Here is a 13636-nt window from a genome sequence, read left to right as displayed (position 1 = left end):
TCATGATTGAAGAAGAAATAATTACCTGGCTTCGCGAAGAAGATGAACGGAAACTGGAAACGCTTTGGAGCAAGGCCAACGATACGCGTATCGCCAACGTGGGCGATCAGGTTCATCTGCGCGGCCTGATCGAAATTTCCAATATCTGCGTCAGGCGTTGCGGATACTGCGGCATCAGCGCCGACAACAGCCAGATTGAGCGCTATCGCATGACCGAAGAAGAAATTATGGAATACGTGCACAAGGCTGTCGACTTCGGTTATGGAACCGTCGTTATGCAGGCGGGAGAGGACTATGGCATTACACGGGAATGGATGGCCAATATTATCCGCCGGATCAAATTTGAAACGTCCCTGGCAGTGACCTTGAGCCTTGGTGAACGGCCGGATGAAGACCTGATTGCCTGGCGCGAGGCCGGTGCCAACCGCTATCTCATCCGTTTTGAAACCTCCAACAGGGACCTTTATGACCGGATTCATCCGCCTCTGGGAGAGCATCCGTCGGACAGGTTTGCCATTCTTTCGAATCTAAAAAAGCTGGGTTATGAAGTGGGCAGCGGCATTATGATCGGTATTCCCGGCCAGACCTATGAAGATTTGGCATGCGACATCCTGGCGTTTCGTGAATTGGATCTGGACATGATCGGGGTTGGCCCATTCATTCCTCATCCGGAAACGCCGCTGGGGCAGTGTTTGCCGGAAGCTTCAGCCAATCAAGTGCCGAATACCGAACAAATGACCTACAAAGTTATTGCGCTGACTCGCCTGGTTTGCCCGGAGGCAAACATCCCCAGCACAACGGCTCTGGCCAGTCTCAACAAAGCCGATGGCCGCGAACTGGGCCTGATGCGCGGCGCCAACATCGTGATGCCCAACCTGACACCGCCGCAGTACCGGGTGATGTATGAAATCTATCCCAACAAGGCCTGCATCAACGAAACGTCTGAAGCCTGCGCATCGTGTCTTTCTATGCGAATCCTGAATATCGGACGAACCGTGGGCAGCGGGCAGGGTGGACGGCTGAAACGCGATACGCGTTAGCCAGCATCACGTTGCGTGTGATTGAAGTTCATATTCTTAGTGAAACTCTAATTCCACAAGCGAAGCGCGAGGGAATTGGTTTGCTTAACTTATCCCGCAAAGCGGAGGGCATTATGCCCGTGGGTCAACGAGAGCTATGATGTTTTTATCAGTTTCGACTGGACTGTCTTTTCTATTTCCGCGGCACGTTGTGGATCAATTTTATTTACGAATTTCAGATAGATCAGCATCTCTTTTGACAAGTCACTAGCTGTATTGCTGCGCCATTCATCCAACTGGAGGGGCGATAAGGCATCTAAACTGCGTTCGACCGTATCCGTTATTTTCCGCATATTTTGAGTATAAGATGCCGGCAGAGCAGATTGATTTAAGATCTCTCTTATGGCCGCAAGTTGTTCTTTATTTATGCCTTCGCATGTTGCAAGAAAATTAACTAATTCTAAATTCAACTGTATACATCTTGTCGCCGTGGCGACCTGAATGCTGAGCGCGTTATTAATCTTTGGTGATTCCACCGCTCCTTGATCTGTTTTAGACGTGTTTTGTTTTTGTGTCTTCTTTTTAAACAATCTGCTGGGGCTCATGGATATCCGTTCATTTCTAAGATATTGTAATAAATTTGTTATCTTCAAAATTACACGCGGGGCCTTTATTTCACAAAGTGAATAGAAAAAATTACCTATAAAATCAATCTATTTTCACTAATTGTTTCTTTCCGTCAGGCAGGCTTCTTGAGGTCATTACTCTACTAAAAAAGTAGAGAATTATCCATTATGGAAGTTACTGTGCTTCAATAAAAGTATGCATAATCTTATTATTACGAATTTATTGATTATTATTTAAAAACCATATCGATACTTTGATGAAGACTAAAAATAGTTCTTGACAGATCGCCTTTTTTCTATTATCTAGTATTTCAATAGATTTAATGGAGAATAAAAACAAAGAATGATAAAAAGATTACAAAACAATGTTTCCGGTTACATGCGCAGATATCTTATATGCGCCGGCATGTGTCTTATGGGCATATGTTGTTGTCGGGAAAAAGGATGTTCGTCGATGTGATTGCAAACCAAAATCAATAAGAACTGACGAACCCGCTGACCGGCAAAAAGGAACAAACCGTGAAGTGGGTTTTTTGTTAACTGAAATATATAAGGAGAAATAAAATGATAACCAAGAAGTTCAATATAAATAGTGCTCAGCAATTGAGCATTCATCGAAGCAGTCATAAGGCTGGAAGTTACTTAACTGCAGGCAGCCGGGTTTTTGCATTTTTTATCGCTTTCTTTGCAATTATCCTGACTTGGTCGTTAGCCGCTACCGCTGCGGAGGCCGTGACCCTGCTCAACGTCTCATACGATCCGACGCGTGAACTTTACCAGGAATTCAACCAGGCGTTCATTAAAGACTGGCAGAAGAAGACGGGGCAACAGGTGACGATTAAGCAATCTCACGGCGGGTCCGGTAAACAGGCGCGTTCTGTCATCGACGGCCTGGAGGCGGATGTTGTTACCCTGGCTTTGGCCTATGATATCGACGAGGTTCAGGGGAAAGGCCTGATCAAAACCGGCTGGCAGAAGAGACTGCCCCATAACAGCGCCCCTTATACATCCACAATTGTATTTTTAGTCCGCAAGGGTAATCCGAAAAATATTCACGATTGGAATGACCTGATCAAACCGGGCATCTCCGTCATTACTCCGAACCCCAAGACCTCCGGCGGCGCGCGCTGGAATTACCTGGCTGCCTGGGGATACGCCCTGCGGCAAAAGGGTGGGAATGATGCCACTGCCCAGGCATTTGTCAAAAAACTCTTTAAAAATGTACCGGTCCTGGATTCCGGCGCCCGTGGTTCGACGACTACCTTCGTCCAGCGCGGTATTGGCGATGTACTGCTTGCCTGGGAAAATGAAGCTTTTCTGGCCATCAATGAACTGGGGCCGGATAAATTCGAGATCATCACGCCCTCGGTCAGTATTCTGGCCGAACCACCCGTAACAATTGTGGACAAGGTTGTCGAGAAGCACGGAACACGTGCCATTGCCGAGGCCTATCTGAAATACCTGTATAGCGACGAGGGACAGAAGATTGCCGCCAGGCACTACTACCGGCCAATCAACAAGAAGATAGCTGCTGCAGCCTCCAGGCTTCCGAATCTGAAACTCTTTACTCTCGAGGAAGTGTTCGGCAGTTGGCAGAAGGCACAGAAGACGCACTTCTCCGATGGCGGTGTTTTCGACCTGATATACGCGAAGAATTAAGAGCAGGGAATAGAAGGAATTGTCATGAACTTGCGATTGAGAAACCAACATGTGCTTCCCGGATTCGGGCCGACGATGGGCTATACGGTTTTTTATCTCAGCCTCATTGTCCTGATTCCGCTGTCCGCGCTGGTGATCAACACAGCGGGGATGACCTGGGCGGCATTTGTATCGGCGGTGACATCGCCGCGGGTGATGGCTTCCTATCGCGTCACTTTCGGCGCCGCTCTCATCGCAGCTTTGATCAACGCCGTGTTCGGCACATTGGTGGCCTGGGTTTTGATCAGATACGACTTCCCCGGTCGTAAAATCATGGATGCTCTGGTCGATCTGCCTTTCGCACTGCCTACAGCCGTGGTGGGCATAACGCTCGCCACGGTTTACTCGGCCAACGGCTGGGTCGGATCATTTTTAGAGCCGTTGGGTATCAGGGTTGCTTACACGCCACTGGGCATTGTGATTGCCATGACAGTGATCGGCCTGCCCTTTGTGGTCAGGACGCTGCAACCGGTGATCGAGGACATTGAAAAGGAGACGGAGGAAGCGGCCGCTTCTCTGGGGGCAAGCCGCTGGCAGACATTTCATCATGTTCTGTTTCCGGTCATCGTCCCATCGATCCTGACAGGTTTTGCGCTGGCCTTTGCCCGCGCGGTGGGAGAATACGGTTCCATCATTTTCATTGCCGGTAATATGCCCATGGTCTCGGAGATTACCTCGCTTTTGATCATCACCAAGCTGGAGCAGTACGATTACAGCGGTGCGACGGCGATTGCTCTGGTGATGCTGGTTGCTTCTTTTATCATGCTCCTGATGATCAATGTGCTCCAGCGCTGGAGCAGAAAAGTGACGGAAACTTAAAGAAAGGAAAAGGGTATGTCGGATACTTTACAAACAAAATTGATCAAAGCGCCGGGCAGACGCAGGGATCTCACTGAACCCGCACCGGTCCGCTGGCTGTTGACGGGGATAGCCGTCCTTTTTCTCGGGCTCTTTCTGCTATTGCCCCTGGCTGCGGTGTTTGCTCAAGCTCTGGAAAAAGGGCTGGCGGTTTACCTTGCCTCTCTGCACGAAACGGATGCTCTGGCTGCCATCCGCCTGACGCTTTGGGTGGCGGCCATCAGCGTGCCGCTTAATCTTATCTTCGGGCTGGCGGCTGCCTGGGCCATTACCAAGTTTCAGTTCCCCGGCAAGAATTTTTTAATTACACTGATTGATCTTCCGTTTTCCGTTTCGCCGGTTATTTCGGGATTGATCTTTGTTCTTATTTTCGGACTTCAGGGATGGCTGGGTCCGTGGCTTGATGCTTCCCGGATCAAGATCATTTTTTCAACGCCGGGAATCGTTCTGGCAACAATATTTGTCACTTTTCCGTTTGTGGCGCGGGAATTGATTCCCCTGATGGAGTCGCAGGGCAGGGATGAAGAGGAAGCTGCCTTGGTCCTGGGCGCGAGCGGCTTACAGACTTTTTTTAAGATAACGCTTCCCAATATCAAATGGGGCGTCATTTATGGGGTTATTCTCTGCAATGCGCGCGCCATGGGAGAGTTTGGCGCTGTTTCCGTTGTTTCGGGGCATATCCGGGGCGCGACCAATACGATTCCCCTGCATGTGGAGATCCTCTATAACGAATACAACTTTGCCGCAGCTTTTGCCGTGGCATCGCTGCTGGCCCTTCTGGCGCTGGTAACGCTGGCCGTCAAGAGTTTTGTGGAATGGAAGATGCGCGAGCAGCTCTCGTGACATTTTTAGAAAGCAATTAATATGAGCATTGAAGCAAGAAATATCAGCAAGCGATTCGGTAGTTTCACCGCCCTCAAGGACGTAAGTCTGGATATTCCGTCAGGAGAGCTTGTGGCGCTGCTCGGGCCTTCGGGCTCCGGCAAGACAACGCTGCTCAGGATCATCGCCGGACTGGAAACGCCTGAAGGCGGGACTATTCAAATCAATGGCGAAGACACTACCAGCCGGCATGTCCGTGAGCGAAAGGTCGGGTTTGTCTTTCAGCACTATGCCTTGTTCAAGCATATGACGGTTTTGGAAAATGTCGCATTCGGCCTGCGGGTCAAATCACGAAAGGCGCGCCTGCCGGATCAGGAAATCCGGGAAAAAGTATTGGGGTTATTGCGTCTGGTACAGCTCGATGGCTTGGCCGACCGCCATCCGTCCCAATTGTCGGGAGGGCAGCGCCAGAGAATCGCCCTGGCGCGGGCACTGGCCGTGGAGCCGCAGATTCTGCTTCTTGACGAACCCTTCGGGGCGCTTGATGCCCAGGTCCGGGCGGAATTGCGCCGCTGGCTGCGAAAACTTCACGATGAGATCCACGTAACGAGCGTCTTTGTAACGCATGACCAGGAAGAGGCATTGGAACTGGCCGACCGCATTGTCGTGATGCGCGAAGGAAGGATCGAACAGATCGGCACACCGGAGGAAGTCTATGAACACCCGGCCAATGCTTTTGTCCTGAATTTTTTAGGCAACGTCAACCTCTTTCATTGCCGCTCTCATCAGACGCGAGGCAAATCCGGTGAAGGCGTTTCAGCAGTCGCAGGCCGCGAGGAGACAGGCGCCCCAGAGGTTCTGGGCTACGTCCGGACACACGATCTGGCTTTGGAAAGAAAGCCCCTCGATCATACCAGTATTGAGGCCAGGGTTCTCCATATCCATGCCATCGGTCCCGTGGTGCGCGTCAGCCTGACTCTGGCGGGCAGCCGTGAGACATTGGAGGCCGAATTGACGAGAGACGTTTTTCAAAGCCTGGGTCTGCAAAAAAATGAACCGATTTTTGTAAGGCCCCGGCATGTCAGGGTGTTCGAAGATTACCAGATATAAAGGAGAAGAAACATGAAATTACTGATTAATGGAAATGCAGAAGAGGTTTCGGGCGTTTTGACCATAACGGAGCTGCTGGCCGAGAAGAAGGTCGCGGACCCCGATATGGTTACGGTGGAACTAAACGGGACCATTCTGCAGCGCCAGGATTTTGTATCGATCAAGATAAAGGAAGGCGATGCCGTGGAATTTCTCTATTTCATGGGCGGCGGGTCCGGGGCATGAAACAACGCGGATTTACAACCAGGGCCATTCACGAATCGGGTCTCCGGAAAGAGGCGCAGGGAGCGCTGCGCTTTCCCCTCTATGACACGGCCGCTTTCGGGTTTGAATCCGCTGAGTCCATGGCCGATGTTTTTTACGGACGGCAGGCCTCTCATGCCTATACACGCATATCCAACCCGACCGTGGAAACCTTTGAACGCAAGATCACAGCCCTGGAAGGCGGCGTTGCCTCCGTGGCCGTTGCATCGGGAATGGCGGCCATCTCCACAACCTTTCTCAATTTAGTTGCGTCAGGCGAAAATATAATTTCCACCGCGTCGCTCTTTGGCGGGACCTATACGTTTTTCAAAAAAATCCTCACGCCCTTCGGGGTGGAAACGCGTTTTGTTCCAGCGGAAGATTTAGCTGCCATAGAAGCGGCCATTGACGGGAACACCCGGGCAATTTTCATGGAGACAATTTCCAATCCCTGCATGATCGTTGCCGATTTTGAAGAGATCTCTTCGATTGCCGCAAAGCATCGGATACCCGTCATTGCCGACAGCACGGTAACAACGCCTTATCTTTTTCGCGCCCGGGATTTCGGCGTCAACGTCGTTTTGCATTCCACGACAAAGTATGTCTCGGGAGGCGCAACCAGTATGGGCGGCGTTATCGTTGATCTGGGCAATTATGACTGGTCGCTCTCTCCCGCGCTTCAGGACTATCATCGGTTCAGAGATATGGCCTTTATTGCCCGGCTGCGAAAAGAGATCTATCGGGAAACGGGCAGTTGCCTTGCGCCCCATAACGCCTGGCTGCAAACCCTGGGACTGGAAACCCTGGGCCTGCGCATGGAGAGGATCTGCGCCAACGCCGGTAGTATGGCGGAGTATTTATCAACCCATCGCGCCGTTAAGTCCGTTTTATATCCTGGGTTGCCGTCATCTCCGTTTCACAAGCTGGCGCAAAAGCAATTTTCAGGTTTCGGCGGGATTCTATCATTGAATCTCTTCAGCAAGGCGGACTGCTTCCGTTTTTTAAACAAGCTGTCTGTGATCAGCCGGGCCTCCAATCTGGGCGACAATAAAACGCTGGCCCTGCACCCCGCGTCAACGATTTTTGCCGGGTTTACGGAAGCAGAGATGAAAGGTCTGGGGGTGGATGACACCCTGATTCGCATTTCATTCGGCATTGAAGATATTGATGACCTGCGTGAGGACATTTCGCAAGCCTTAAATGAAGGAGCATAAAATTATGAACGATGAACAAATTGAGCGATACAGCCGTAATATAATTTTAAAGCAGGTCGGCGGCAAAGGTCAGGAAAAGTTGCTTGCCTCGAAAGTACTCATCATCGGGGCCGGGGGCCTGGGCGCTCCTGCGGCCCTTTATCTTGCCGCCGCGGGCGTGGGGACGATCGGCCTTGTGGATGGCGATCATGTCGATCTGAGCAACCTCCAGCGGCAGATTATTCACTTTACCGGCGATGTGGGTATTCCCAAGGTGGACTCAGCAGCGGAAAAAATAAAAGCGCTGAATCCCGATGTCCGGGTCGTTACATATAAGGAACGGGCATTGTCGGGGAATATTCAGTCCATGATCACCGATTATGATTTCGTGATCGACGGAACGGATAATTTCCCGGCGAAGTTTCTGATCAACGACGCGTGTGTTTTGCAAGGCAAGCCTTTTTCCCATGCGGGTATTCTGAGGTTTGACGGGCAGACGATTACGGTCCTGCCCGGTGAAAGCCCATGTTACCGCTGTCTGTTCATCGCGCCCCCGCCGGTTGGCGCAGTGCCGAGTTGCAGTCAGGCCGGCGTTTTGGGCGGTATGGCGGGCATCATCGGCACCATCCAGGCGGTGGAGGCTCTCAAATATCTGCTGGGGCTGAAGGAATTGCTGACTGGGCGGCTGCTGATCTTTGACGCGTTGGCCATGCGCTTCCGCGAGGTCAAGGTAAACAAGAATCCCGATTGCCCGGTGTGCGGCAAAAACCCGACCATTACCAGTCTGGTGGACTATGAACAAAAGGCTTGTGAGATTAGAAGATGATTATTGCACAGAACATTGTCGATCAGATCATCGCCCACGCCTGCCGGGAAGCCCCGATTGAGGCTTGCGGCTACCTGGGCGGCATGGATGACCGGATCACCGCGATTTATGAAATGAAAAACATCGATGGCCGGGAAGATCACTTTTCCTTCGAGCCGCAGGAGCAGTTTGCCGCCCATAAAAAAGCCAGGCAGGCGGGTCTCAAAATCATCGGTGTCTATCACAGCCATCCGGTTACACCGGCGCGGCCATCCGTGGAAGACATCGCACTGGCCTATGACCCGTCGGCTTTATACGTTATTATTTCCCTTCTGGATGACCGGCCCGTCGTTAAGGGGTTTTGGATCAAACAGGGAAAGGTCAATGAAGAACCATTAATCATCGAGGATAAACTATGAGTGAGAAAGATTTTGATCTGGCGGCCCTGAAAAAAGTCGGCATGATTCAACAGAAGCAGAAAGATTATTTTGCCATGCGGCTGCACGCCGTGGGCGGCGATTTCACCTCCGCCCAATTGGCGAAAGTTGCTGTCGTGGCAGAAAAGTATGGCCGTGGGCAGCTTCACCTTTCAACAAGACAGGGCATCGAGATCCACTTCGTCCATCACAGCCATCTCGAAGAGGCCAGAGGCGAGCTGGACTCGGTCGGCGTGACCATGGGTGCCTGCGGCCCGCGAATCCGTATTATTGTTGCCTGCCCGGGGGAGTTAACCTGCCACTGGGGCATCATCGATACGAAAGCCATCGCCCGTAAGCTGGACGAGAAATATTTCCGGCAGGAAACGCCGCACAAGTTCAAGCTGTCCGTCACGGGTTGCCCGCATAATTGCGCCAAAGCGACGGAAAACGATATCGGCGTCATGGGCGGGATTCTGCCCGCGTGGGACAAGGCGTCATGCAGTGATTGCGGGCTTTGCCTTAATATTTGCCCCACGGGAGCCATCAGTAAAGTAGGTGATGACTATGTTCTGGACGAAGCGAAGTGCCTCTATTGCAGTATTTGCACATCCGGCTGCCCGGAAGGGTCATGGAGGGCAGCCAAGCGCGGGTATATCCTCTGGATCGGTGGAACGATGGGGAAGATTCCCCGATTGGGCACACGCCTTGGCGGGTTAATCGAAAACGCCGACAGGCTCTATGAGCTGATTGACCGGACCATCGCGTTTTACCGCCGCAATGGACGGAAGAAAGAAAGATTTGGACACACGATCAACAGGATTGGTGTGGAAAAAGTGAACGAGGAGATACTTCATGGAACATGAGATTAAGAAACATCTGAATCTGCATGGTGTCGCCTGCCCTATGAATTTCGTCAAGACGAAGCTCGCTCTTGAAGAATTGGAATCCGGTGAATATCTGGAAGTGATCCTTGATGAAGGAGAACCCATGCTGAATGTGCCCCGGAGTCTGAAGGAAGAAGGTCATCGGGTGGTCAAAGTTGAGCCTATTGGCGAAACCTTCCGGGTCGTCGTGAAAAAAGGATAAGTGTGAATAATAGAATGGTTATGATGCAGCAAGAAATAATAAAGGAATTGGTTTTGCAATTCAAAGACCAGGAACCGGATCAGATTCTGCGCTATTTCCTTTCGGCCTATGCCGGAAGCTCCATTAATAACAAGGATCGCATTGCTCTGGCGTCGAGCCTTGGCGCAGAGGATCAAGTCCTCACGCAAATCATTCTAGCCATAAAGCCTGAAGCAAGAATCTTTATCCTCGATACGGGGAGGCTCCCTAGTGAGACTTATGACGTTGTGAACCGCACCATGTCGCGATACAAGATGAAGTATGAGTTTTTGTTTCCGGAATCAGCAGATGTCGAGGCCATGGAAAGCCGGGAGGGGCCTAACCTCTTTTATGAAAGCATCGAAAACAGAAAAAAATGTTGTTTCGTGCGCAAGGTAAAGCCGCTTGGAAGAGTTCTGTCCACACTGGATGTCTGGATTACGGGATTGCGCAGGCAACAGGCTGTCACAAGAAATGCCCTGGAAAAAATTGAGTGGGATGAAGGCAATGGCCTCATCAAGCTCAATCCTCTGGCCGATTGGAGCGAAGAGCGGGTATGGGCCTATATTAAGGAACATCAGATACCCTACAATAAACTGCACGATCAGGGCTATCCGAGCATCGGCTGCGCCCCTTGTACCCGGAAGGTGTTGTCCGGCGAAGATCTCCGGTCGGGGCGCTGGTGGTGGGAAACACCCGAACAGAAGGAATGCGGTCTGCATATTGTAAACGGCAAACTTGTCGGAAGGAATAAGTAAAATGGATCATCTTGACAAACTGGAAGCACAGAGCGTGTATATATTCCGGGAGGCCTACCGGGAATTTAAGAACCTGGTTATGCTGTGGTCGATCGGCAAAGACAGCACCGTCTTGCTGTGGCTGGCGAGGAAGGCTTTTTTCGGTCATGTGCCTATGCCCATGCTGCACATCGATACGCATTTCAAAATTCCAGAAATGATTGAATACCGCGATGCATTGGCCCGGCAATGGCATTTGAATATCCTCTATGGGGAAAACACGGAAGCGCTGGCAAAAAAGGAAACCTACCCTGATGGGAACTGCGACCGTATCAGCTGCTGCCGCAAATTGAAAAGTGAGGCGCTGAAAAACACGCTGTCGGGGCAGTGGCCGCGCTACCGGTTCGATCACGGCCTTGGCCGCTATGTGCCGGATACAAATACCGAGCAGTATACCGGCGTCATCGTCGGCGTGCGTGCTGACGAAGAAGGCAGCCGGTCGAAAGAGCGGTATTTCTCGCCGCGCGATCGTGAAAATGACTGGGATGTCGGCGATCAACCACCGGAATTATGGAATCAATTCAAAACTGATTTCGCGCCGGGGACGCATATTCGCGTTCATCCCCTGCTGGATTGGACGGAACTCAATATCTGGGAATATATCGAACGGGAGAATATTCCGCTGGTCTCCCTGTATTTCAATCAGGGCGACGGCAAACGCTATCGCTCGCTGGGCTGCTACCCCTGTACAACACCTGTAGCGTCGGAGGCCCGCACAGTGAAGGAAATCATTGCGGAGCTGCGGGAAGGGAAATTTTCCAACATTGCGGAGCGATCAGGCCGCGCGCAGGATAAAGAAGACGGCGGTGGTCTGGAAACACTGCGCCGGGAAGGATATATGTAAATGAAAGATCGCGACCAAATCAATATTGTTATTGTGGGCCATGTCGATCACGGCAAGAGCACGGTGATTGGGAGGCTTCTGGCCGATACGGGATCACTTCCCGAAGGAAAACTCGAAGACGTTAAAGCCCTTTGCGCCAGAAACGCCAAACCATTTGAGTATGCCTTCCTTTTGGATGCACTCAAGGATGAAAGGACGCAAGGCATCACCATCGACAGCGCCCGTTGTTTCTTTAAAACAAACAAGCGGGATTACATCGTGATCGATGCACCGGGTCATATCGAGTTTCTGAAAAACATGGTAACGGGGGCTGCCCGCGCGGAAGCGGCATTATTGGTCATCGCCGCTGACGAAGGCGTGCAGGAAAACAGCAAACGCCACGGTTATCTCGTCTCCATGCTGGGGGTTCGCCAGGTGGTGGTGCTGCTCAATAAAATGGATCTCGTCGGCTATGACCGCAAGGCCTATGATTTGCTTTGCGCGGAATATACGGCATTTTTGGAAACCTTACAGGTGAAGCCAATTGCCTTTATTCCCATCAGTGCCCGCGACGGCGAGAATCTGGTCACGCTTTCTTCCCTTATGCCCTGGTATGAAGGGCCGACGGTACTTGATCAGTTGGATGCGTTTGAAAAGAAGCGTAGCGATACCCATCTGCCGCTGCGTTTTCCGGTGCAGGATATCTATAAATTTACGGAAGAAAATGACGACCGCCGCATTATCGCCGGAACCATCGAGACCGGGAGCTTAAGCGCCGGCGACGAGGTTTTATTCCTGCCTTCCAATAAAAAAGCGCGTATCCGAACCATCGAGGCCTTCAATACACCGGTCAAGACGCAAGCGAAGGCCTCGGAAGCCATCGGCATTACTCTTGATACGCAGCTATACATCAAGCCGGGTGAGATTGTTACCAAACCCGGCGATACACTGCCGCTCGTGAATTCGCGTTTCAAAGCCCATATCTTCTGGATGGGACGTTCGCCGCTGATCAGAGATAAATCCTATAAACTGAAGCTGGCGACCTGCCGTGTGCCTGTTCGGCTTGCCGAGATTATTCATGTCCTTGATGCGACGGATCTCAGTATGACGCAGCATAAGAAACAGCTCAACCGGCACGATGTCGGAGAAGTCATTCTGGAGACCACCAAGCCGATTGCCTTTGATTCCGTGACTGCCATCGAAGGCACCGGAAGGTTTGTCATCGTCGATCATTTTGAAATTGCCGGAGGCGGCATCATCCTGGACGAAGCTGATAATCGAGATACACTTCTTGCGGATCATATCCGGCAGCGGGAGATTGCCTGGGACAAGGGCTTCATTACACCGGTTGATCGTTCTCGCCATAACAGCCATGGCGCAAAGTTCATCGTCTTTGCGGGCGAAGAATTTGATCGGGTTACAGCACTGGCCAAGGGACTGGAACGGATGTTGTTTTTTCATAATCACCAGACTTACTATCTCGGTTTCAATAATCTGCTTTCCGGCATTGCTTCCGATGTTCCGGGAAACACCGCGGATACGGACGACGCGATTAACCGCTTGGGAGAACTGGCCAGGATTCTGACCGACGCAGGCCAGATCTTCATTACAGCCTTGTCCGGCATCGACGATTATGATCTGGAAATATTGAAAGTGCTCAACACGCCTGCCGAAATTCTGGTGGTGTGCGTGGGGAATAATATTTTTTCGAGTTTCCCGGTTGATCTGGTCATTCCGGCAGACGCGTCGCCGGATGACGCCGTCCGTGAAGTTAACGCATTGCTCCGGAACAAAGAAATCGTCGCCGAATATATTATTTGAAAGGTCGCATTGTTATAGGGGCTTCGGTTATTACTAGGGGCTGTCATTACGAATGGTTTAAATATGAACTTAAGATTAACAAAACTGAACAATCTCAAACAAACGATGTGTCGTTGTATGAAAATGCGAAATTCCTGGGAATGGGGAGGTTTGTTTTTGTAAAAGAGCATCATCATAATAGCTAGAAACAACCCACCAGCCGGAATTTAGAATCCATTTTGGCAGGTGGGTTTTTTTATTAATTGAAGCATAAGAGGCCTTAAAAATGCCTGTTTTTAAGGGAATAATAAATATTTTA

Annotated in this window: 15 protein-coding genes; 14 read left to right on the top strand and 1 reads right to left on the bottom strand. The window is 51.0% G+C overall.

Going from position 1 to position 13636, the window contains the following annotated elements; genetic code table 11:
• The first annotated feature begins 2 nt into the window (after nt 1-2).
• On the top strand, nt 3-1040 hold the full coding sequence (locus CVU71_14775) for a [FeFe] hydrogenase H-cluster radical SAM maturase HydE (protein ID PKN17693.1): 1038 nt from the start codon (nt 3-5) through the stop codon (nt 1038-1040).
• 134 nt (nt 1041-1174) lie between these two features.
• Here CVU71_14775 and CVU71_14770 read toward each other — a convergent pair whose 3' ends face one another.
• Nucleotides 1175-1624 carry a hypothetical protein gene (locus CVU71_14770; protein PKN17692.1) on the bottom strand — a complete coding sequence of 150 codons (450 nt, stop codon included), beginning with the start codon at nt 1622-1624 and terminating at the stop codon, nt 1175-1177.
• Between the two features lie 585 nt (nt 1625-2209).
• Here CVU71_14770 and CVU71_14765 point away from each other — a divergent pair.
• Genes CVU71_14765 through CVU71_14705 form a run of 13 tightly spaced genes read left to right on the top strand, consistent with a single transcriptional unit; the run spans nt 2210 to nt 13338 of the window.
• Nucleotides 2210-3304: a sulfate ABC transporter substrate-binding protein gene (locus CVU71_14765; protein PKN17691.1), complete on the top strand. Its 1095-nt coding sequence runs from the start codon at nt 2210-2212 to the stop codon at nt 3302-3304.
• A 24-nt stretch (nt 3305-3328) separates the two neighbouring features.
• Nucleotides 3329-4162: a sulfate ABC transporter permease subunit CysT gene (gene cysT, locus CVU71_14760; GenBank protein ID PKN17690.1), complete on the top strand. Its 834-nt coding sequence runs from the start codon at nt 3329-3331 to the stop codon at nt 4160-4162.
• Nucleotides 4163-4177: 15 nt separating this feature from the next.
• Nucleotides 4178-5044 (top strand): sulfate ABC transporter permease subunit CysW, encoded by an 867-nt coding sequence (gene cysW / locus CVU71_14755; protein ID PKN17689.1) that lies wholly within the window; start codon nt 4178-4180, stop codon nt 5042-5044.
• Between the two features lie 21 nt (nt 5045-5065).
• Nucleotides 5066-6133 (top strand): sulfate ABC transporter ATP-binding protein, encoded by a 1068-nt coding sequence (locus tag CVU71_14750; protein ID PKN17688.1) that lies wholly within the window; start codon nt 5066-5068, stop codon nt 6131-6133.
• Between the two features lie 12 nt (nt 6134-6145).
• Nucleotides 6146-6358, top strand: coding sequence for a thiamine biosynthesis protein ThiS (gene thiS / locus CVU71_14745; protein ID PKN17687.1), 213 nt, complete (start codon nt 6146-6148; stop codon nt 6356-6358).
• Nucleotides 6355-7590, top strand: a complete 1236-nt coding sequence (locus tag CVU71_14740; protein ID PKN17686.1) for an O-acetylhomoserine sulfhydrylase — start codon at nt 6355-6357, stop codon at nt 7588-7590. The genes thiS and CVU71_14740 overlap by 4 nt, the downstream gene beginning before the upstream one ends.
• Nucleotides 7591-7594: 4 nt before the next feature.
• A complete protein-coding gene (locus CVU71_14735) occupies nt 7595-8395 on the top strand; it encodes an adenylyltransferase (protein PKN17685.1) in 801 nt (266 codons plus the stop codon).
• Nucleotides 8392-8793, top strand: a complete 402-nt coding sequence (locus CVU71_14730; GenBank protein PKN17684.1) for a hypothetical protein — start codon at nt 8392-8394, stop codon at nt 8791-8793. Before CVU71_14735 ends, CVU71_14730 begins: the two co-directional genes overlap by 4 nt.
• Entirely contained in the window at nt 8790-9656 is an 867-nt protein-coding gene (locus CVU71_14725; protein ID PKN17683.1) for a sulfite reductase subunit beta, read from the top strand. The genes CVU71_14730 and CVU71_14725 overlap by 4 nt, the downstream gene beginning before the upstream one ends.
• Nucleotides 9646-9879, top strand: coding sequence for a sulfurtransferase TusA family protein (locus CVU71_14720; protein PKN17682.1), 234 nt, complete (start codon nt 9646-9648; stop codon nt 9877-9879). The genes CVU71_14725 and CVU71_14720 overlap by 11 nt, the downstream gene beginning before the upstream one ends.
• 23 nt (nt 9880-9902) lie before the next feature.
• Nucleotides 9903-10655 carry a phosphoadenylyl-sulfate reductase gene (locus CVU71_14715; GenBank protein ID PKN17813.1) on the top strand — a complete coding sequence of 251 codons (753 nt, stop codon included), beginning with the start codon at nt 9903-9905 and terminating at the stop codon, nt 10653-10655.
• 1 nt (nt 10656) lies between these two features.
• On the top strand, nt 10657-11538 hold the full coding sequence (locus CVU71_14710) for a sulfate adenylyltransferase (protein ID PKN17681.1): 882 nt from the start codon (nt 10657-10659) through the stop codon (nt 11536-11538).
• Nucleotides 11539-13338, top strand: a complete 1800-nt coding sequence (locus CVU71_14705) for an adenylyl-sulfate kinase (protein PKN17680.1) — start codon at nt 11539-11541, stop codon at nt 13336-13338.
• The last annotated feature ends 298 nt before the right edge of the window (nt 13339-13636 follow it).

Source organism: Deltaproteobacteria bacterium HGW-Deltaproteobacteria-6 (assembly GCA_002840435.1).
Taxonomy (GTDB): domain Bacteria; phylum Desulfobacterota; class Syntrophia; order Syntrophales; family Smithellaceae; genus UBA8904.
This window is presented reverse-complemented; position numbering and strand designations above follow the sequence as displayed.

Coding starts and splice junctions, on each gene's coding strand:
- CVU71_14735 (PKN17685.1), top strand. CDS start 7,595: ATGAACGATGAACAAATTGAGCGATACAGCCGTAATATAATTTTAAAG.
- CVU71_14730 (PKN17684.1), top strand. CDS start 8,392: ATGATTATTGCACAGAACATTGTCGATCAGATCATCGCCCACGCCTGC.
- cysT (PKN17690.1), top strand. CDS start 3,329: ATGAACTTGCGATTGAGAAACCAACATGTGCTTCCCGGATTCGGGCCG.
- CVU71_14765 (PKN17691.1), top strand. CDS start 2,210: ATGATAACCAAGAAGTTCAATATAAATAGTGCTCAGCAATTGAGCATT.
- cysW (PKN17689.1), top strand. CDS start 4,178: ATGTCGGATACTTTACAAACAAAATTGATCAAAGCGCCGGGCAGACGC.
- CVU71_14710 (PKN17681.1), top strand. CDS start 10,657: ATGGATCATCTTGACAAACTGGAAGCACAGAGCGTGTATATATTCCGG.
- CVU71_14770 (PKN17692.1), bottom strand. CDS start 1,624: ATGAGCCCCAGCAGATTGTTTAAAAAGAAGACACAAAAACAAAACACG.
- CVU71_14725 (PKN17683.1), top strand. CDS start 8,790: ATGAGTGAGAAAGATTTTGATCTGGCGGCCCTGAAAAAAGTCGGCATG.
- thiS (PKN17687.1), top strand. CDS start 6,146: ATGAAATTACTGATTAATGGAAATGCAGAAGAGGTTTCGGGCGTTTTG.
- CVU71_14720 (PKN17682.1), top strand. CDS start 9,646: ATGGAACATGAGATTAAGAAACATCTGAATCTGCATGGTGTCGCCTGC.
- CVU71_14775 (PKN17693.1), top strand. CDS start 3: ATGATTGAAGAAGAAATAATTACCTGGCTTCGCGAAGAAGATGAACGG.
- CVU71_14715 (PKN17813.1), top strand. CDS start 9,903: ATGCAGCAAGAAATAATAAAGGAATTGGTTTTGCAATTCAAAGACCAG.
- CVU71_14705 (PKN17680.1), top strand. CDS start 11,539: ATGAAAGATCGCGACCAAATCAATATTGTTATTGTGGGCCATGTCGAT.
- CVU71_14740 (PKN17686.1), top strand. CDS start 6,355: ATGAAACAACGCGGATTTACAACCAGGGCCATTCACGAATCGGGTCTC.
- CVU71_14750 (PKN17688.1), top strand. CDS start 5,066: ATGAGCATTGAAGCAAGAAATATCAGCAAGCGATTCGGTAGTTTCACC.